At 45.5% G+C, this 18,978-nt stretch carries 20 protein-coding genes; 17 read left to right on the top strand and 3 right to left on the bottom strand.

The genetic code is table 11. The features are described from left to right. Positions 1-128: 128 nt before the first annotated feature. The 10 genes from dinB (at position 129) to trxA (ending at position 11,065) form a co-directional block, all read left to right on the top strand. Positions 129-1,265 (top strand): DNA polymerase IV, encoded by a 1,137-nt coding sequence (gene dinB / locus FFM73_RS08155; protein WP_268920514.1) that lies wholly within the window; start codon positions 129-131, stop codon positions 1,263-1,265. Between the two features lie 115 nt (positions 1,266-1,380). Then, a complete protein-coding gene (locus FFM73_RS08150; protein ID WP_137631277.1) occupies positions 1,381-2,340 on the top strand; it encodes a DHH family phosphoesterase in 960 nt (319 codons plus the stop codon). Position 2,341: 1 nt separating this feature from the next. Continuing rightward, positions 2,342-3,703, top strand: coding sequence for a DEAD/DEAH box helicase (locus FFM73_RS08145; RefSeq protein ID WP_137631276.1), 1,362 nt, complete (start codon positions 2,342-2,344; stop codon positions 3,701-3,703). 298 nt (positions 3,704-4,001) lie between these two features. After that, on the top strand, positions 4,002-6,647 hold the full coding sequence (gene alaS, locus FFM73_RS08140) for an alanine--tRNA ligase (protein ID WP_137631275.1): 2,646 nt from the start codon (positions 4,002-4,004) through the stop codon (positions 6,645-6,647). Positions 6,648-6,791: 144 nt separating this feature from the next. Beyond that, positions 6,792-7,061: an IreB family regulatory phosphoprotein gene (locus FFM73_RS08135; protein ID WP_054655958.1), complete on the top strand. Its 270-nt coding sequence runs from the start codon at positions 6,792-6,794 to the stop codon at positions 7,059-7,061. After that, a complete protein-coding gene (gene ruvX, locus FFM73_RS08130; protein ID WP_137631279.1) occupies positions 7,061-7,498 on the top strand; it encodes a Holliday junction resolvase RuvX in 438 nt (145 codons plus the stop codon). The genes FFM73_RS08135 and ruvX overlap by 1 nt, the downstream gene beginning before the upstream one ends. A gap of 11 nt (positions 7,499-7,509) precedes the next feature. After that, on the top strand, positions 7,510-7,842 hold the full coding sequence (locus FFM73_RS08125; RefSeq protein ID WP_137631274.1) for a DUF1292 domain-containing protein: 333 nt from the start codon (positions 7,510-7,512) through the stop codon (positions 7,840-7,842). Between the two features lie 107 nt (positions 7,843-7,949). Then, positions 7,950-8,228: a cell division protein ZapA gene (gene zapA / locus FFM73_RS08120; protein ID WP_235874483.1), complete on the top strand. Its 279-nt coding sequence runs from the start codon at positions 7,950-7,952 to the stop codon at positions 8,226-8,228. Positions 8,229-8,311: 83 nt separating this feature from the next. Next, entirely contained in the window at positions 8,312-10,669 is a 2,358-nt protein-coding gene (locus tag FFM73_RS08115; RefSeq protein WP_137631272.1) for an endonuclease MutS2, read from the top strand. Between the two features lie 75 nt (positions 10,670-10,744). Further along, the gene (trxA, locus tag FFM73_RS08110) at positions 10,745-11,065 is read left to right on the top strand and encodes a thioredoxin (RefSeq protein ID WP_137631271.1); all 321 of its coding nucleotides are present in this window, start codon (positions 10,745-10,747) and stop codon (positions 11,063-11,065) included. Positions 11,066-11,156: 91 nt separating this feature from the next. Here the strand turns inward: trxA and FFM73_RS08105 are convergent, their stop codons facing one another. Next, positions 11,157-11,645 (bottom strand): DUF2507 domain-containing protein, encoded by a 489-nt coding sequence (locus FFM73_RS08105; protein WP_137631270.1) that lies wholly within the window; start codon positions 11,643-11,645, stop codon positions 11,157-11,159. Between the two features lie 161 nt (positions 11,646-11,806). Between FFM73_RS08105 and racE the strand changes: the two genes are divergently transcribed. From racE to cbpB, 4 genes are read left to right on the top strand one after another with little or no spacing between them, the layout of a single operon-like run. Continuing rightward, entirely contained in the window at positions 11,807-12,655 is an 849-nt protein-coding gene (gene racE / locus FFM73_RS08100) for a glutamate racemase (RefSeq protein WP_171001250.1), read from the top strand. Further along, complete coding sequence (locus FFM73_RS08095; RefSeq protein WP_137631268.1) at positions 12,648-13,247, top strand: XTP/dITP diphosphatase; 600 nt, start codon at positions 12,648-12,650, stop codon at positions 13,245-13,247. The genes racE and FFM73_RS08095 overlap by 8 nt, the downstream gene beginning before the upstream one ends. A gap of 5 nt (positions 13,248-13,252) precedes the next feature. After that, the gene (locus FFM73_RS08090) at positions 13,253-13,771 is read left to right on the top strand and encodes a metallophosphoesterase (RefSeq protein WP_137631267.1); all 519 of its coding nucleotides are present in this window, start codon (positions 13,253-13,255) and stop codon (positions 13,769-13,771) included. 21 nt (positions 13,772-13,792) lie between these two features. After that, positions 13,793-14,287 (top strand): cyclic-di-AMP-binding protein CbpB, encoded by a 495-nt coding sequence (gene cbpB / locus FFM73_RS08085; RefSeq protein ID WP_137631266.1) that lies wholly within the window; start codon positions 13,793-13,795, stop codon positions 14,285-14,287. Between the two features lie 73 nt (positions 14,288-14,360). On the opposite strand, the gene FFM73_RS08080 is transcribed toward cbpB, so the two are convergent. Beyond that, complete coding sequence (locus tag FFM73_RS08080; protein WP_137631265.1) at positions 14,361-15,215, bottom strand: mechanosensitive ion channel family protein; 855 nt, start codon at positions 15,213-15,215, stop codon at positions 14,361-14,363. Positions 15,216-15,358: 143 nt separating this feature from the next. Here FFM73_RS08080 and FFM73_RS08075 point away from each other — a divergent pair, with 143 nt between their 5' ends. Next, complete coding sequence (locus tag FFM73_RS08075) at positions 15,359-15,763, top strand: DUF948 domain-containing protein (RefSeq protein WP_137631264.1); 405 nt, start codon at positions 15,359-15,361, stop codon at positions 15,761-15,763. Positions 15,764-15,786: 23 nt separating this feature from the next. Then, a complete protein-coding gene (locus FFM73_RS08070) occupies positions 15,787-16,269 on the top strand; it encodes a YtxH domain-containing protein (protein WP_137631263.1) in 483 nt (160 codons plus the stop codon). Positions 16,270-16,363: 94 nt separating this feature from the next. Here the strand turns inward: FFM73_RS08070 and FFM73_RS08065 are convergent, their stop codons facing one another. After that, complete coding sequence (locus tag FFM73_RS08065) at positions 16,364-17,461, bottom strand: M24 family metallopeptidase (RefSeq protein ID WP_137631262.1); 1,098 nt, start codon at positions 17,459-17,461, stop codon at positions 16,364-16,366. A 429-nt stretch (positions 17,462-17,890) separates the two neighbouring features. Here FFM73_RS08065 and ccpA point away from each other — a divergent pair, with 429 nt between their 5' ends. After that, entirely contained in the window at positions 17,891-18,892 is a 1,002-nt protein-coding gene (gene ccpA / locus FFM73_RS08060; protein ID WP_137631261.1) for a catabolite control protein A, read from the top strand. Positions 18,893-18,978 lie beyond the last annotated feature (86 nt).

Raw genomic sequence — 18,978 nt, 5'->3', positions numbered from 1 at the left:
AAATAGTGTAGTGTCCTATTTGCGTGTTCAAATATAATAATGGTATAGAAAAAGGAGTTGAAAGGCAAACTGCCTATCAACTCCAAATATCGTAGCACCGATTTTTTTTAGTTATAAAAGGGGGCGTAATTTTGGATAATCCAGTGCATATTGATGATAGCCGGAAAATCTTACATGTTGATATGGATGCCTTTTACGCTTCCATTGAACAACGCGATACCCCAGCCTATAAGAAGAGACCGTTAGTGATCTCCCGTGATCCCCGGCGGACTGGTGGTCGCGGGGTAGTCACAACGGCTAATTACGTGGCCAGACAATTTGGTGTCCATTCGGCTATGCCGGCGCAGCAAGCGTTAAAACTGTGCCCCCAAGCGGTGTTTGTCACCCCTAATTTTCAGCACTACCGCGCGATTTCGGATCAAATTCATCGAATTTTTCACGAATACACTGACATTATTGAAACCGTTGCCTTTGATGAGGCTTATCTGGACGTGACGACCAATAAAATGAAGTTAGCGGATCCCGTTGAATTGGCGGTTCGCTTGCAGGCTGAAATTTGGGATCAGACCCATTTGACCAGTTCCATCGGGATCTCCTATAGTAAATTTCTTGCCAAAGAAGCTTCAGACTATCGTAAACCGGTTGGTATCACAATTATTCACGCAGCGGATGCCCATGATTTCTTGATGCAGTTACCAATCGAGCGGTTTCGGGGCGTGGGTAAGAAAACGGTGCCCAAAATGCATGATTTAAACATTCACACGGGGCAGGACCTCTTGGCTTGGGCTGAACTGGACCTGATCAAACAATTTGGCCGGTTCGGTGAAATCTTGTACCAGCGAGTGCGTGGCGCGGATGACCGGCCAGTAGAATATCAGCGGGAACGTAAGTCAATTGGTAACGAAACGACGTACTGGCCGTTTTTGACCACTGATAGTGAAGTGGATGCTCAGTTGGATAAACTAGCTGAGATGCTGGCTAAGACGGTTAAAAAACAGCAGATGCACGGCCGCACACTGGTTCTAAAAGTGCGCTATGGGGATTTTAAAACCAAAACTAAGCGGGTGACCCAAGCTGACTTTTTGGAAAATGATCCCAAACTCTATGCCCAGATGGCTAAAGAAATCATGAACAGTTTGCCAGACAATCCAGAAGGGGTGCGCCTATTAGGTATTACCATTACTGGGTTAGCGCCAATCACCTTTGAAAACATTGCGTTGGATCTGTTTGAACATGAGCAGCGCAGGAAGTATCATAATGAGTAGGTAATCAGACGGTAATCAGTAATTTTGCCGCCTGCTAATATGGCTTCTTGCTTTCAAGGGCGAGACAACTTATACTGTAGAAACGACTAAGCGAGTTGAAAGGTGATACACAGTAATGACATTAAAAGAAACACAGACTGAAATCTTAAACGCAATTAAACAACATCAAACCATTATTATTCACAGACACCAACGGCCTGATCCGGATGCGATTGGTTCGCAAATGGGGCTGGCGGAGATCTTAAAAGCCAGTTTTCCCAGTAAAAAGATCTATTCAGTGGGGAAGCAGTATCCGGGCTTCGATTGGTTAGGCAAGACGGACACGATTGACGATGACGCTTACAAAGACGCGTTAGTGCTGGTCTTAGATACGGCTAACCAGCCACGAATCGATGATGACCGTTACAGCAAGGGCAATCAGCTGATCAAAATTGATCATCATCCCAATGACGATCAGTTCGGCGATCCCATGTGGGTCTCCCCAGAAGCTTCCAGTACTTCCGAATTGGTATTTGATCTTTACACCGCAATGAAACCGGAACTGACCTGCACCGCTGAAGCGGCCAGATTACTGTATGCCGGAATTGTCGGCGATACTGGCCGGTTTATGTATCCTTCCACCTCCACTCACACTATGAAAGTGGCCGGTGAATTGATGCAGTTTGATTTTTCTGCCAGTGACGTTAATCAAAAGGAAGACGAAATTTCAATTCCGTTAGCGCGATTATCAGCTTACGTTTATGAAAATCTGACGATCTTGCCCAGTGGTGCAGCTTACATTAAGCTCAGTGACGAAGTTTTGGAACCCTTCAAGCTTGGTGACGAATCTACGAGTTCAGTGGTCCCACTGCCGGGACGCATCAAGGAAGTTAAATCTTGGGCCATTTTCGTGGAATCCAAGGACCACACTTTCCGGATTCGGTTACGGTCTAAGGGACCCGCTATTAACGAATTAGCTAAGCGGCATGGTGGTGGCGGACACGCCTTGGCCAGCGGTGCCGTGGCTCACGACGATGACGAAATTAAACAGGTCATCAAAGAACTAGACGCACTATTGTCAAAACAAGGAGAATAACATGAGTCAAACCTTTAAAGAGTTCGGTTTACAGTCCTATTTAACTGAGGCGGTAGATGAACTTGGTTTTACAGAACCAACTGCAATTCAAGAAAAATTAATTCCCGTTATCCGTTCAGGGAAAAGTGTTGTTGGTCAGTCAGAAACTGGGAGTGGGAAGACCCACGCCTTTTTGCTGCCAATCTTTGATGCTTTAGATCCTGAAACCCACGAAGTTCAAGCCGTGATCACGACACCTAGCCGGGAACTGGCTTACCAGATCTACGGGGATGCCAAGCAGCTGGCTAAGCACAGTCCGAAGCCGCTAAAAATCGGTAACTACGTCGGTGGAACGGATAAGAAGCGCCAAATTGAAAAGTTGGAGCGTGAACAGCCTGAACTGGTCATTGGGACACCTGGTCGAATCCGTGATCTAATTAAAAATGGTGCTCTAGACGTGCATACTGCGACTCAATTTGTGGTGGATGAAGCGGATATGACACTAGATCTCGGTTTCTTAGCGGATGTCGACCAGATTGCGGCCCGGATGCCGGAACACCTTCAAATGATGGTCTTTTCAGCCACCATTCCGGCTAAATTACGGCCCTTCTTACGTAAATACATGGAAAATCCAGTGGTGGAAGAGATTCCAGTTAAGTCAGTGATCAGTCCAACTATTGATAACTGGCTGTTACCTACCAAGGGTCACTCTAAAAACGAACTGATCTATCAGCTCTTAACCATGGGTGAACCATACTTGGCACTGGTCTTCGCTAACACGAAACAACGGGTCGTTGAAATTGCTGATTATCTAAAAGCACAGGGGTTAAAGGTCGCTGTGATTCATGGCGATTTGCCTGCTCGGGAACGGAAACGGGTCATGCGTGAAATTCATAACTTGGATTTCCAATTTGTCGTGGCAACTGATCTAGCTGCTCGTGGAATCGATATCGATGGCGTTTCTCACGTCATCAATGACGGGATTCCAGAAGATCTCGATTACTTTATTCACCGGGTTGGCCGGACTGGCCGTAAAGGTCTTCCAGGAACGGCAATCACCTTCTATACACCGGAGGAAGAAGAAAAGGTCTCCGCACTTGAAGATATGGGCATTGTGTTTAAGCCCAAGCAGATCAAGAACGGCGAAGTGATCGATTCCTTTGATCGTAACCGACGGAAGAAACGCGGCCCGCGGGCACCGAAGATTTCTGGGACAATGGCCGGTAAAATTCAAAAGGAAAAACGGACTGTTAAGCCTGGGTACAAGAAGAAGATCAAGAAGGCCATCGCTAAGGAGCAATGGTTTGAAAACCGGATTCAACAACGGCAAAATCACCGTAAAGTCCGGAAAAATAAAAAGGCGTCTTCACAACGTTACAAATAAGCTGTTGATTACTTGATTTGGGTAGCAAAGTCACTTGCACGACATTTGCAAAAAATGTATACTAATATGCGTATTAATTGCAAGGATATGCTTAGCGGCCGGTTTTTCAGAAACGTTTTGGCTGATGCGAAAAACGATTCCCAGGCTAAGTGCTCCCTTACGAAGAATTGAATAACCGTCGCTCAGCGCATTGAGCCTTAAGTGGTAAACGATCAAACATCGTTGCAAGTAAAGTGGTACCGCGTCTTAGACGTCTTTACTAGCAGCGGTGTTTTATTATTTTTTAAAGGAGAAGAGAATGAAAAATTTAAGCAGCAGTGAAATTCGGCAGATGTACCTGGATTTCTTTCAAAGTAAAGGTCACACCATCATGCCTAGCGCGTCATTAGTACCCGTGGATGACCCAACATTGTTATGGATCAACTCTGGTGTTGCCACCATGAAGAACTATTTTAACGGGTCAGTTGTGCCGAAGAACCCCCGGATGACCAGTTCACAAAAGAGTATTCGGACTAACGATATCGAAAACGTTGGCCGGACTGCTCGGCACCATACGTTATTTGAAATGCTGGGGAACTTCTCCGTTGGTGATTACTTCAAGAACGAAGCCATTGCTTGGGCTTGGGAACTATTGACCTCAGACAAGTGGTTCGGCTGGGATCCAGAAAAACTGTACATCACCGTTTACCCGGATGATGACGCTGCTAAAAAGCGTTGGGAAGAAGTCGGTGTGATTCCCGACCACATCGTTGAAGCAGACGATAACTTCTGGGATATTGGTGAGGGTCCTTCTGGTCCTGATAGTGAAATTTTCTATGACCGTGGTCAGTCCTTTAATAATTTAGCGGAAGACGATCCTGAAAGCTATCCTGGTGGCGAAAACGAACGTTACCTGGAAATCTGGAACATCGTGTTCTCACAGTTTAACCACGAACCAGATGGCTCATATAAGCCACTGCCACGGAAAAACATTGATACTGGAATGGGCCTTGAACGGGTCGTTTCAGTGTTCCAAAACGCGAAAACTAACTTTGAAACTGACCTCTTTTTACCAATGATCCACGCTACTGAATCTTATAGCGATGGTAAAAAGTACGGTCAAGACCCTAAATTGGACGTTTCCTTCAAAGTGATTGCTGACCATTCACGGGCGATTACGTTTGCCATCGGTGACGGTGCACTACCATCTAACGAAGGTCGTGGCTACGTTATCCGACGCTTGATCCGTCGCGCCGTGGTCAACGGTCAAAAATTAGGCATCAAGGGGGCCTTTTTGTACAAGCTCGTTCCAGTTGTCGGTGAAGTCATGAAGGCTTACTACCCAGAAGTGCTGCAAAACAGCGACTACATTGCTCAAGTGGTGAAGTCCGAAGAAGATCGCTTCAACGTGACGTTGGCTGATGGCCTAAACTTACTGAATAACTTGATTGCGGATACTAAGAAGAAGGGCGAATCCGTCATTAACGGTGCTGATGCCTTCAAATTATATGATACTTACGGCTTCCCAGTTGAGTTGACCCGTGAATATACCTTTGATGAAAACATCACGGTTGATGAAGACGGCTTTAAGGCGGAAATGAAGAAACAACGTGACCGTGCTCGTAAAGCTCGGAATGCGGATAACTCCATGGGTGTTCAGACTGATGTACTGATCGGTGTGAAGTCACCAAGCGAATACGTTGGCTACACGCAGCTTGAAGTCAATGATGCTAAGATCACTGACATTGTAGCGGATGGTAAATTGACCGACGCTACTGAAGGTGAACTGGCTCAGGTGATCTTTGACAAGACGCCATTTTACGCTGAAATGGGTGGTCAAGTAGCTGATAAGGGTGATGTCCTTGATGAAAACGGCAATTTGATTGCCACTGTTGAAGACGTGCAGCACGCGCCAAATGGTCAAAACCTGCATACCTTGAAATTACATCATGGCATCAAAGTCGGCGACCAAGTGACCTTGAAAGTCGATGCCCATTTCCACAGTAAGGTTAAAAAGAACCATACGGCGACCCATTTGCTAGATCAAGCGCTGCGAAACGTCTTTGGCGAACATACCCAGCAAGCCGGTTCACTGGTTGAACCCAATTATCTGCGGTTTGACTTTACTCACTTTGGTCAAGTTACTGACGAAGATCTAGCTAAGGTTGAAGCTATTGTTAATGAAAAAATCTTTGAAGAAATTCCGGTGACGACTAAGGTGACCGACCAAGCAACCGGTAAGAAGATGGGCGCCATTGCACTGTTTAGCGACAAGTACGGTGACAAAGTCCGGGTCGTTTCAGTCGGGGATTTCTCAATTGAATTTTGTGGTGGGACTCACGTCAAGAACACCAACGAATTAGGCCTCTTCAAGATCACTTCTGAAACGGGTATCGGTGCCGGCACTCGTCGGATCGAAGCGGTCACCGCTGGGGATGCTTACGAGTACCTCGAAAAGCATGATCAGCTTTTGACCAACGCGGCTGCGACGTTGAAGTCACAGCAAGTTGAAGAAGTTCCGGATAAGATTCAGCAATTGCAAGAACAGATTAAGACGTTATCCAACAAGGCAGATAGCCTTGAAGCAAAGTTGGCCAGCCAGCAGGCCGGTGCCATCTTTGATAACGTGCAAGATGTCAATGGCAAACAGTTGATTACCGGTGTCGTTCAGGTTTCTTCCATGGATCAACTGCGTCAATTAGCAGATACTTGGCGGCAAAAGCAATTATCAGACGTGTTAGTTTTAGGCGCTCAAGTTGGCGAAAAGGCTAACTTGATCGTGGCTGTTAATGAAGATACGATCAAGACCGGCATTAAGGCTGGTGACTTGATCAAGGCCATTTCACCAAAAATTAATGGTGGCGGCGGCGGTCGTCCTAATCTGGCACAGGCCGGTGGTAAGAACCCAGCTGGTTTGCAAGATGCCATGACCGAAGCTGCAAAATGGCTGTCAAATTTGGACTAACGTGTTAAACTTTAAATATTAGGTTGAAAAAGCGTTTAAATTGCGGCTTATATATTTCATTCCAGTTACAACGCTCCACAACCATTGTCGTTCTTGACTATATTCGGTAAAATAAGAACAAATAGCATTGGTGGAGGTGTGATCATGAGTACGTTAGATAAAACCATGTATTTTGATTTCGGTGACAAGAAGCCGAAGGATGTTCATGAGACATTGGTGACTGTGTACCAAGCGTTAGAGGAAAAGGGGTATAACCCGATCAACCAGATCGTGGGTTACTTGCTATCCGGTGATCCGGCTTATATTCCTCGTATCAATGACGCTCGTAATTTGATTCGTAAACATGAACGCGACGAAATCATTGAAGAATTGGTTCGCTTCTACCTAAATGAGAATGGGACGACAACTAAGTGATAAGAATAATGGGATTGGATGTAGGTTCGAGAACTGTCGGAGTTGCGGTGAGTGATATGCTCGGGTGGACTGCGCAGGGTGTTGAGATCATTCGAATCAATGAAGATGAAAAACAGTTTGGCATTGACCGGGTGAAGGAATTGGTCAAGCAGTATGAAGTGACCGGTTTCGTCTTAGGATTACCGAAGAATATGAATAATACACTGGGTCCCAGAGCCCAGGCTTCTCAAGATTACGGCGATTTATTGAAGCAAACTTTTGGTTTACCAGTTGATTTTGAGGATGAACGGTTAACTACCGTCGAAGCTGATCGAATGCTTGTTGAAGAAGCGGATGTTTCGCGTAAAAAGCGTAAGAAAGTGATCGATAAGCTTGCAGCTAGTTTGATTCTTCAGAATTACTTGGATCGCAAAGGCCCTTTGACCAAAGAAAAGTGAGGCACACAAACATGAGTGAAAAAAACGACGAACAACAAATTACGATGGTTGACGAAAACGGCAACGAAGAACTCTATAACGTTCTGTTTACCTTCACGTCACCAGATTACAACAAATCTTACATTTTACTTTATCCAGCTGGTAAAGCTGACGATGAAGAAGTTGATATTCAAGCTTACCAATTGGCTGATAGTGATGATCCCGCTGATCCCAAAGGCGGCGACCTGATACCAATTGAAAATGACGATGAATGGGATATGGTTGAATCAATGCTGAATACCTTCTTAAACGGTGGCGGTACTGATGCCTCTGATCAAGACTGGGGCGTACCGGATCCCAAATAAATGATTATTACTGAGTAGGTGTATAGAGACTTACTCATTCATTTAGCCGCTGGTCCGCATGGGTCAGCGGCTAAATGAGTTTAATAGACACTCTGGAGGCGAACAATTTGGATAACACGAAGAAGAAACCGCAACCAGCTCGCAGGCGGTTTAAAGCGGTTATTGATGGTCAGAGCTACACGATTGTCGGTAACCAAACTGAAGCACATATGCGGGCTGTGACAGAGTTGATGAATCAGCAGCTGGCTCAGTTAAAAAAATTGGCACCAGATATGACTCAGGAAGAAGCTTCGATATTATTAGCTTTTAATGCCATTTCAGATCAGTTAGAAAAGGCTGAGGCCTACGATCAAACCGAAAAGCATCAAGACGATGAGACTAAGTAGGGCCGTGATGTCCCTGCCTTGAAATGCCTGAATATTGCTATCCGTCAGGCCTTACAACAGCATTTGAGTTACGGGAGTTAGAGATGAATAACAAAATTTATAAAACCATGGCGTATGACCAAATTAAACAGCAGTTAAGACAGTACCTCGTCTCTGCTGCGGGTAACGCCGAGTTAAAGCAATTAGAACCCAGCAATGACCTTGACTGGGTCCAAGAACAGATTGATGAAACTAAAGATGGTGCGGATATTTACCGGTTGGAAAGTGGTATTCCAATTCCTAAGCTGGCAGATGTGGGACCGCAGTTAAAGCGGCTTGAAATTGACGGCACGTTGAACGGTACGGAACTGTCTCAAATTAGTCAGATCTTAAAAACCGTCCAAGCTGTTGTTAATTTTTTTGATGATCTAAAGCAGCGTCCCGTTGAACTGCGTCGTTTGTATGGTGTGGTCGATCGACTCGTTCATTTGCCTGAGATCAGTAAACGGTTAAGCGTGTCACTTGAAGATGATGGCCGGCTAACGGATGAGGCTTCGCCTGAACTGCGGCGAATTCGGCGGCAGATCAATAATTTTGAAGGCGCTATTCGTAGCCAGATGGCGGGCTTTACTCGTGGTAAAAATGCCAAGTACCTCAGCGATAACTTGGTGACGATTCGTGATGACCGCTACGTGTTACCCGTTAAAGCGGAATATAAGCAACGGTTTGGCGGCATTGTGCATGATCAAAGTGCCAGTGGTCAGACCCTGTTTATCGAACCGGAATCAGTCGTGGGCAAGAATAATCAGCTCCGAGAATCTCAGATTGCAGAACGCCAAGAAGAACGACGCATCTTACTGGATCTGTCAAACGCCTTGCGTCCCTATCAAGCAGAGATTCACGCTAACGCGACTATTTTGGGGCATTTGGACTTTATTAATGCTAAGGCCCGCTACGCGCATACGTTAAAGGCTACTGAACCGATTTTGTCCACTGACAACCAGATTGCACTGCGCCAGGCCAGACACCCTTTGATTGACCCGAAAAAGGTCGTAGCTAACGATATTGCGCTTGGTAAAGACTACAAAGCGATTATCGTTACTGGACCTAACACCGGTGGTAAAACGATTACCTTGAAAACGGTCGGGATCACCCAATTAATGGCCCAGTCCGGGTTGTTTATTGCGGCTAACGAGCATTCTCAAGTGGGCCTATTTGATGAAGTATTCGCCGACATTGGTGATGAACAGTCGATTGAGCAAAATCTGAGTACGTTCTCGTCGCACATTGAAAACATTGTGTCGATTTTAAAGGCGGCCAGCGACCATAGTTTGATCTTAGTGGATGAATTGGGCGCTGGTACTGACCCGCAAGAAGGGGCAGCACTAGCCATGGCAATTTTAGATGAGATCGGCGCAATGGGCAGCGAAGTCATTGCCACCACCCACTATCCGGAGCTTAAGGCTTACGGGTATAACCGACCAGAAACGATCAACGCCAGCATGGAGTTTGATAACGCGACTTTAAAGCCTACGTACCGGTTACTAATTGGTATTCCCGGTCGCAGTAACGCATTGGAGATTGCAACGCGGCTGGGCCTTAAATCATCGATTATTGACGAAGCCCGGGGATTGACTGATCAAGATAGTCAAGACCTGAATAACATGATTGCTGATCTAACGGCGCAAAAGCGACAGGCGGACCTCGATGCCGAGGAGACTGCTAAGAAACTGGCAGAAACCGAACAGCTGCAAAAAGATCTGCAGGCTAAATTCGATGGTTATTTGAAACAAAAAGACCAGTTGATGGAACAGGCCAAAGACGATGCCAATCAGGTGGTTGAAAAAACCAGACTGCGGGCGGATAAAATCATTAAAGATATCCGTAAGAAGCAGCTTAAGGCTGGTAAGACCGTGATCAAAGAAGACCAGCTGATCGATGCTAAGGGGCAGATTAATGCCTTGCAGCAAGATCAGAAGCTGAAGAAGAACCGCGTCTTAAACCGCGAAAAGAAGCGCCATAACTTTAAGCAGGGTGACGAAGTCGTGGTCCGGTCTTATGGTCAGCGTGGAGTGATCATGGATAAGCTGGATGACCATCATTTTGAAGTTCAAATGGGTATTTTGAAGATGAAAATTGAGGATACGGATCTCGAGCGGGCAGCACCTGAAAAGAATGCGCCAAAACCGCGGGCAACGGTTCAACGCACCCGTTCCAACGGAGTTTCACCAACGTTAGACTTACGTGGTCACCGCTATGAAGAAGCGATGGCTGAAGTTGACCGGTTTATTGATTCAGCGCTTTTGGCTGGCTATCCCTCGGTCACGATCATTCATGGTAAGGGAACTGGTGCCCTTAGAAAAGGTGTTACCGAGTATCTGCAGTCTAACCCACGAATCAAGTCCTTTGGCTTCTCACCGGCTAATGCGGGTGGTGATGGGTCAACCATTGCTAAATTGTAAACGGCTAATTACTTGTTCTTTTCGCAAAATCTGATACACTTACTAAAGGTAAACAAATAAAGGAGGGATTGTTTTATGGCTGTTGTAGAAACGACAGATAAAACTTTTGAAAACGATACGTCGAAGGGCGTGACATTAACTGATTTTTGGGCAACTTGGTGCGGTCCTTGCCGGATGCAATCACCAGTAGTTGAACAATTATCCGGTGAAATGGACGGTCAGGTTACTTTCAACAAAATGGACGTCGATGCTAACCCAGATACCCCGCAAAAATTCGGTATCATGAGTATTCCAACCCTCCTCGTTAAAAAGGATGGTCAAGTTGTGGATACGATCGTTGGTTATCACACCAAGGACCAGTTAAAGCAGTTACTGTCTCAATACGTTGAGGCTTAGGGCAATGCCGGGATGTTAATAAAAATGGTCTCATTATCAGTGAAATAAGCTGATAATGAGACCATTTTTAGTTTAATTATTAAGGTTGAACCTAATTATCGATGATCGTCATCGGATCCAATTCCTGTGGATCAGAGACCGCATCTTTAGGATCTAAATGAACGGTGAGTATGATACCCTCAGCGTGTTTTGGCTTTTCACCCATTTCGGCTTCGGCTACGCTGCCCACCATTTGCTGGGCAGTTTGTGCTAAAAAGCCAGCTTCCAGTGAAAAAGTCGCGTCCGGCTGTAAGGCTATTCGGCTCGTCACGGGTTTACCGCTCAGTCTAAATCGCCATTCTTTTGCCGACTGTTTTTGTAGTGTTAGATTGCCTAATTCAGCCTGCTGGAAAAAGGTTATTAAGTTTGCAATGCTGCCTAAAGTGAAGCGTCTGGCTAGTTGCTTACCTTCCCAATAAGCGATGTTACCGGCATCGGCGCCCAACAGGTCTTTTAAAATGACGTCGCGAAAAAAGGCTTTTCCAAAGAGGGGTGCAGTTTCGGGATCTGAAAGATAATGTTTGTAAATCTGATTATTCATGAGGTGATCTCCATTCACTTTTCTGTTACGTTAAGATTACAATGGATTGAACTTGAATTGCAAGATAATTAACGGAACTTAAAAAAAACTGAGATTTCTTGCTTCCGCTGTTAAAAAGGATAATAATATAGTTTCAAGATCTATTTGAAAGGGAGATTGTGATGACATCTCAACCCATTGGTTTTTTAGATTCCGGTGTTGGCGGTCTAACCGTTGTTAAAGAAGCGCTCAAACAACTTCCAAACGAATCAATTGTCTTCTTAGGCGATCAGGCGCGTCTGCCATACGGACCGCGTCCCACCGAAGAAGTAGCCCACTTTGTTCAGCAAATTGCCGGGTTCTTATTAGACCAGCATATTAAGGCACTGGTGCTTGCCTGCAATACTGCTACGGCAGCAGCACTACCAATTTTACAAGCGAAATTATCGATTCCTGTAGTGGGAGTCATCGATTCTGGCAGCCAGACCGCCGTTAAGGTCTCAACTGGCCAGCATATCGGTGTTATTGCGACTGAAGGAACGATTAAGAGTCACGCGTATCAAAAAGCTATCAGCAGATTATCACCAGCTGTTTCAATCGAGGGCCTAGCTTGTCCGGACTTCGTTACCATGGTGGAAGCTGGCCAGTATCATGATGCCAAAACGGCTCAAGTGGTGGCTGATCAGCTGCAATATTTCAAGACGCATCCGGTTGATACCCTAATTTTAGGCTGCACCCATTTCCCGCTGCTAACCGATTTCATTCAACAAGCGATGGGGCCAGAGGTAACGCTAGTCGATTCCGGTGTTGAAACGGTGAGTGTCATCAAACAGCTACTGTTTGATCAGCAGTTACTGAATATGGATCATGGCACTAAGACTCGCCAGTTTTACACGACGGGTGACGTTGGCAGTTTTACTGCGATTGCGAAAGATTGGCTGCAGTTACCGCAATTAAACGTCAAGCACGTTCCAGTAGAACAGTTAATGAAGTACGGTGATCTACCCGCAAAGGAGCCCAGCAATGCATAGTACATTAGTGATTGCGACGCGCAATCAGGGTAAGGCGAGAGAATTTACTGAAATGCTGGCACCAAAAGGGATTACGATCAAGACGTTAGCGGATTACCCGGACGTTGGTGTCATCAAAGAAACCGGCTCGACGTTTGAAGAAAACGCCACGATCAAGGCTAAAGCGATTGCTGACCATACTCAGTTACCGGTCTTAGCTGATGATTCCGGCTTGGAAGTGACGGCTTTAAACGGTGAACCAGGCATTTATTCCGCACGGTATGCTGGCGACCATGACGATGCAGCCAATAACGCAAAATTGTTGGCGAACTTGAAGACGGTACCGGCTGACAAAAGGCAGGCAGTGTTTCATACGACGTTAGTTTTATTGAAACCAAATGGCGCAAAACTGGTTGTTAACGGTGAAGTTCAAGGCCAAATTTTGACTGTTCCGCGCGGCGAGAACGGCTTTGGCTACGACCCGTTGTTTTACGTGCCATCTAAGGGTAAGACGATGGCTGAAATGGGTGAAGACGAGAAGAACGCCATCAGTCACCGTGGTCGAGCAACTAAAAAAATGATGACGCAGTTTGATAACTGGTGGGAGGCTTAGTTAGTATGAAGCTTTTAGCTGTTAGTGATAATCACGGTGACCGGCAGATTTTGCAGACCATTTTTGAGACTTATCGCAATCAAGTGGACGCTATTTTTCATTGTGGGGATTCGGAAATGACCGTTGATGATCCGTTGTTCAAGGACGTGTACGTGGTCAAGGGCAACACCGATTACGGCACGACCTTTCCTGATGAAATCCAGCCCGTCATCGGTAAGACTAAGGTCTTGATGACTCATGGGCACCTGTACGATGTCTCGATGAGTTTGACGCGATTAGACCTCAGAGCCAGAGAGCTTGGAGCTGCGGTCGTGTTATATGGCCATACGCACCAGTTAGCAGCTGAGATGTCTCAGGGGCGGCTCTACGTTAATCCTGGCAGCATCTCACTGCCACGGGGGCAATATGCTGCCATTGGCGGGACCTTTGCAATGATTGACGTTTTACCTGCTCAAGTCACGGTTGATTTTTATGATCGTCAGTTAAATCAGATCGATCAGCTCCACCAGCAATTTAAACGCTAGAAAGGTTGCGTGAGGTTTTTTATGATTGATGAACCAATTCAAAAAATGATCATGGCAGATCATGATAATTTGATTATTCCAGCTGATTTAGTTGCCAATGTGATGGTGACAAACGATTGTTATCACGCCTTTTTAGTGTTAACTAAGGTTCGGTATTCAAAGGTTCCCGTGCTGGACAATGATCAGCATCTATGCGGCCTAGTCTCACTTTCAATGATTACGGAACATATGCTGGATACGGATCACGTCGCCTCAGAAAATCTGCGGCGCCTGACCGTGGCCGATGTCATGGAGACTGATTTTCGCTCGATTGAAGATCCTACTGATTTAGATGAAATCATGCACCTGTTAATTGATAATAACTTTGTGCCAGTTGTATCAGATGAAAAAACGTTTACTGGTATCATCACGCGACGGGAACTATTAAAACGGGTGAATTACTTAGCCCATAATTTAACGAAACAGTATGATGTTCGACCACTGTTGAATTCAGTGAAGAAGATCAGTAACGGTTAAGAAAACTTATGGATAATCAAAATAGCCGGCAACAGTGATGTCATCACTGTTGCCGGCTATTTAAGCCTTAAGCTTATTTTTGGGGGTCATTATGATAAATAGTCGGTAATTCAATGTGGGCGTCCCTGATGGCCTTTAAGTAGGCAGACAGCAGTTTATGCTGTACGGTAAACTGCTCGCCCGGCTGGGTAAAGGTGACGACTTGAATCACCACTTGCCCATCTGGCAGGGGTACTGTTCCCATATTGGTCGGAGCTTGCGTGATGGCGGGAAATTGAGCTGGGACCGTTTGATTAACCGATTCAATAATGGTGTTGATCTGATCAATGGGTGCATCGGGGAAAATGGGAATTTGAACCAACGCCCGCATTTCGTGGCGGGATTTATTGCTGACAATGGTAATGTTACGGTTGGGAATAAAATTCAGGGTGCCGTCGGCGCTGATGACTTGCGTGGTGCGGATGCCGACTGCTGAAACGGTGCCTTCGACTTCGCCGATTTTAACCATATCACCAACGTTGATCTGTTCTTCCATTAACAGGAAGGCGCCAGTAACGATATCGGAAACGAAGCCTTGAGCGCCAAGACCTAATGCCAGACTGAAGATTCCAGCACCAGCGATCAGGGTGCCAACGGGGACCCCCATAAAGGACAGCAGGGCGTAGATCCAAAAAAATAGGACCGTATATTGGAAGATGTTCATGACTAGGGTAAAAATCGTATCTACGCGATTGGCAGAGCCAGCCGTGAACTTTGTTTTTTTATAGCGTTTGAATAAATGCCGAATAATTTTTTTACCGATCCAATTGACGAGCAACAGTCCAATGGTCACGAGTAACAGCTGAAAGAGGGTCGTGGCAACTTGTTCGCCAATGTGCTGCCAATTAAAATGTTGAATGAAACGGGTCAGATTACTGTTCAATATCATAGCGTTTTCTCCTTGAATTAATTTCACCAATAAGTGTAACAGATTAGGCTAAAAAAAAGCAGGCGAACCGGTGGGTTTTATATTGCGTCAGCTTAAACGCAATGCTATTCTTAACCTAACAGGTTAAAGTAAGGAGGGGTAGTGTGACAGCAGGACAAGTGGCCGGCTTAATTGCCGCCATCGCATTTTTGATATTAGTCTTTTTTATCGGTGCCTTCTTGATGAAGATGGTGCGGACCTTGAATGAGGTTAACAAAAGCGTGAAGACCATGACTGACGACATAGACGTGATCTCAAAGCATGCTGAAGATATTTTGGCAAGCACGAACACCCTGTTAGATGATGTGAACCATAAAGTAGCAACGATCGATCCAGTCTTTCAGGCAGCAGCCGACTTAGGGACTAGTGTGTCGGAACTGAATTCAGCCACTCATGATCTAACTGGTAAGGTTAAATCAACGGCGAAGAAAACGGCTACCACCGGATTATTTGCTAAGCTAGGTGAGTCGCTTTATAACGCTTATCGTGGCCGTAAAAGTAAAGATTGATCATTGAAAGGAGTTTTTGACTCATGGGAAAAAAGTTAGGCTTTTTGGTCGGATTAGCTGCTGGTGCAGTCGCTGCGCACGCTGCTTATAATCGGCTAAGTGATGAAGATAAGGCGGAATTTAAGGCCAACGTGCAGGATAAGCTGGACGTTGCAAAAGACCGGGCTGTGGACTATGCGTTTTATGCAAGTGATGCCTGGGATGACTTTAAGGAAACTTTTTCTGATCAATCGCAAACCGTTAGTGATCGGGTAAAGAACGCCGCCAGCCAGTTTGGTGATCAGACGTTAAATCATCCTGCCGACTCAGATGATACGGACGGGTCGTTGCGGTCTGAATTAGCCGATGTTTCTTCAACCGACTCAGACGATTCAGACGACATTGTCTTAAATAGCGAAGAAACTTTTGGCGGAGCTGACGTCGCGGACGAAACCACTGCACCGGAAGCTGATCCGCAAACGGATGATAGTACTACGGATAGCACTGACGATGCTCAGAAAGATTAACTGATAACTGAAATAATTTCTTGAAAAAATTCAAAAAGCAACCTGATCGTTAAAGTGATCAGGTTGCTTTTTTAGTTGTGAAAATAAAGGTCTATTAGCCAACGTAAGTTAATTCTTTTGAGGTATGGGTGAAGGGTTCACAGCCGCTTTCAGTAATATGGACGCAGTCTTCGATTCTGACGCCAGCAACACCAGGAATGTAGATTCCGGGTTCAATTGAGAAACACATTCCGGGCTGCAGGATCATATCATTACCGGCCATGATTGATGGAAATTCATGTTCACTCATGCCCATGCCGTGACCCAGTCGGTGGATAAAGTACTTGCCGTAGCCCGCTTTAGTAATGATGGCTCTGGCAACCTGGTCCAGCTCAGCGGCAGTGATGCCAGGTTTAGCAGCAGCCTGGGCGGTTAACTGGGCTTCAAGACACACTTGATAAATATCCAGTTGCTTTGCCGTGGGTTTACCCAGGGCAACCGTCCGGGAAGCATCCGAGATATAGCCCTGCCAAATGGTGCCCAGGTCAAACAAGACCAGTTCGTTATTTTCAAATTGAGTGTCATTGGTGGCACCATGCGGTTCGGCAGCGTGGGCACCAGCTTGCACGAGGGTCTCAAAACTCATTTGCATGATGCCTTTTTTCATTAACGCATATTGCAGTTCTGCGACGACTTGTTCTTCAGTTCGGCCGGCTTTAACGGCAGCAAAGCCCTTTTCAAAAGCAAAGTCGGCCCATTTACCAGCAACGTTGAGTTGGTCGATTTCAGCTGCGGTTTTAATGACCCGTAACTGATTGATGAAAGGGGTGATATCTTGATTAAACTGCGCATCTGGAAAAACGTTCTGCAGGGATTCCAGCCGGGCAACTGAAAGCTGATTTTTTTCTAAAGCGATTTTCGTTGGTCGGTGAACACGCTTTTTCACGTTAGCTGCAATCATCTGCCAGGGGTTTTCATGATCTAAGTAACCGTAAACCGGGAATGAAAAACCAGTGTCTTTAATAGCTTCGACTTCCAGGGCGGGTGCAAACATAAACGGCTCTTGATCAGGGAAAACAACGAGGGCTAACACCCGCTCGATCGGGTCACTGTAAAAGCCAGTGAGATACTGAATCGTGTGCGGATCGCTGATATAGGTAACATCAGCACGGTGCTGGTCAGTCCATTCTTGAACCTGCTGTAATTTTGACAAAATAATCACCTCGAATTAGGATGCCATCATTATATCATGTTTACTTCAGAGTGCCCGTTCATAGCAGCTTTCATCTAAGCCGGTAAAGCTTGGAAAAGCGGATGATCGGCTAAATATTTTGTAAGACCGTTCTTTTTCAAACTCATGGTCGAAAATAAGGCTAGCTTATTGATCAATAAAACATATATAAAGCCCGTTATAACAGGCTTTTTCAGAAACTAGTTGAATCGTCAAAGAAAATTGATTCTGTAAGTTGTTCTTATTAGAGGTGCCGGAACTCGCGTGGTGGTCTTGAAAAGTCCGCTATAAGGGAGTATTATCAAGCTGAAAACGTTTTCAATTTGATTTCTGAAAATTTTTCTGATATATTTAACAAGTTGTTGAAAATCGATGAAAACGAATTAAACCAATAAAGAAAGGGCTATCGCAATGGATAAACAGACTGTAACAATTTATGACGTCGCCCGTGAAGCCGATGTGTCGATGGCCACTGTATCAAGAGTGGTTAACGGGAATCCCAACGTTAAACCGGCAACGCGGAAAAAAGTCTTAGATGTAATTGAACGCTTGGACTATCGCCCAAATGCTGTGGCACGAGGATTGGCAAGCAAGAAAACGACGACTGTGGGGGTCATCATTCCGGATGTCACCAACATTTACTTTTCAGCTCTGGCACGAGGCATCGACGACATCGCCATGATGTATAAATACAACATTATTTTAACTAACTCTGACGAAAATGGTCGCAAAGAAGTGCAGGTGCTGAATACTTTAATGGCCAAACAAGTTGATGGAATTGTTTTTATGGGCAATGATATCAGCGACGAAGTTCGGAAAGAATTTGAACGAGCTAAGACACCGATCGTGCTTGCTGGCTGTGTTGATGATCAGGATCAAATGCCAAGTGTCAACATCGACTACACGGCCGCTGTTGAAGAAGCCACTAAGAATTTGATCGACCACGGAAACGAGCGTGTTGCCTTTGTCTCCGGTAGCTTAGATTATCCGATCAACCGCGATTACCGGCTGAAGGGCTACAAGCAGGCCTTGAAGAAGGCTGGATTGCGTTACGATGACAAACTGGTCTTTGAGACGGACTATTCTTACAAAGCCGGCCAACTTTTGCAACCAGCATTGCAATCCGTTAAAGCCACCGCTGCGGTGATCGGCGATGACGAATTAGCTGCTGGTGTCATGAATGGTGTGACGGATGCGGGGTTAAGCGTCCCAGATGACTTTGAAATTATTACCAGTAACGATACCAAACTGACTGAAATGGTTCGACCAAAGATGTCGTCTATCACTCAGCCACTGTACGATATTGGTGCCGTTGCCATGCGGTTACTCACTAAGTTAATGAATAATGAACCAGTGGAAAATAAGACGGTCTTATTGCCATATGGCTTAATGAAACGCGCATCAACTCACTAATTGCCAAGGTTAGTCAATAAGCAGGCTTATGCTATCTTCTGGTTGGAAGAACGCATAACGCCTGCTTATTTTTTGTAAAATTTTGG

It is taken from the genome of Secundilactobacillus hailunensis (assembly GCF_005405185.1).
Taxonomy (GTDB): Bacteria; Bacillota; Bacilli; order Lactobacillales; family Lactobacillaceae; genus Secundilactobacillus; species Secundilactobacillus hailunensis.
This window is presented reverse-complemented; position numbering and strand designations above follow the sequence as displayed.

Excerpts from the sequence above, each read along its gene's own strand:
- trxA (WP_137631271.1), top strand. The coding sequence starts at position 10,745 with ATGGCTGTTGTAGAAACGACAGATAAAACTTTTGAAAACGATACGTCG.
- FFM73_RS08105 (WP_137631270.1), bottom strand. The coding sequence starts at position 11,645 with ATGAATAATCAGATTTACAAACATTATCTTTCAGATCCCGAAACTGCA.
- FFM73_RS08070 (WP_137631263.1), top strand. The coding sequence starts at position 15,787 with ATGGGAAAAAAGTTAGGCTTTTTGGTCGGATTAGCTGCTGGTGCAGTC.
- cbpB (WP_137631266.1), top strand. The coding sequence starts at position 13,793 with ATGATTGATGAACCAATTCAAAAAATGATCATGGCAGATCATGATAAT.
- FFM73_RS08090 (WP_137631267.1), top strand. The coding sequence starts at position 13,253 with ATGAAGCTTTTAGCTGTTAGTGATAATCACGGTGACCGGCAGATTTTG.
- FFM73_RS08095 (WP_137631268.1), top strand. The coding sequence starts at position 12,648 with ATGCATAGTACATTAGTGATTGCGACGCGCAATCAGGGTAAGGCGAGA.
- racE (WP_171001250.1), top strand. The coding sequence starts at position 11,807 with ATGACATCTCAACCCATTGGTTTTTTAGATTCCGGTGTTGGCGGTCTA.
- FFM73_RS08125 (WP_137631274.1), top strand. The coding sequence starts at position 7,510 with ATGAGTGAAAAAAACGACGAACAACAAATTACGATGGTTGACGAAAAC.
- FFM73_RS08135 (WP_054655958.1), top strand. The coding sequence starts at position 6,792 with ATGAGTACGTTAGATAAAACCATGTATTTTGATTTCGGTGACAAGAAG.
- ccpA (WP_137631261.1), top strand. The coding sequence starts at position 17,891 with ATGGATAAACAGACTGTAACAATTTATGACGTCGCCCGTGAAGCCGAT.
- alaS (WP_137631275.1), top strand. The coding sequence starts at position 4,002 with ATGAAAAATTTAAGCAGCAGTGAAATTCGGCAGATGTACCTGGATTTC.
- FFM73_RS08080 (WP_137631265.1), bottom strand. The coding sequence starts at position 15,215 with ATGATATTGAACAGTAATCTGACCCGTTTCATTCAACATTTTAATTGG.
- FFM73_RS08115 (WP_137631272.1), top strand. The coding sequence starts at position 8,312 with ATGAATAACAAAATTTATAAAACCATGGCGTATGACCAAATTAAACAG.
- FFM73_RS08150 (WP_137631277.1), top strand. The coding sequence starts at position 1,381 with ATGACATTAAAAGAAACACAGACTGAAATCTTAAACGCAATTAAACAA.
- FFM73_RS08145 (WP_137631276.1), top strand. The coding sequence starts at position 2,342 with ATGAGTCAAACCTTTAAAGAGTTCGGTTTACAGTCCTATTTAACTGAG.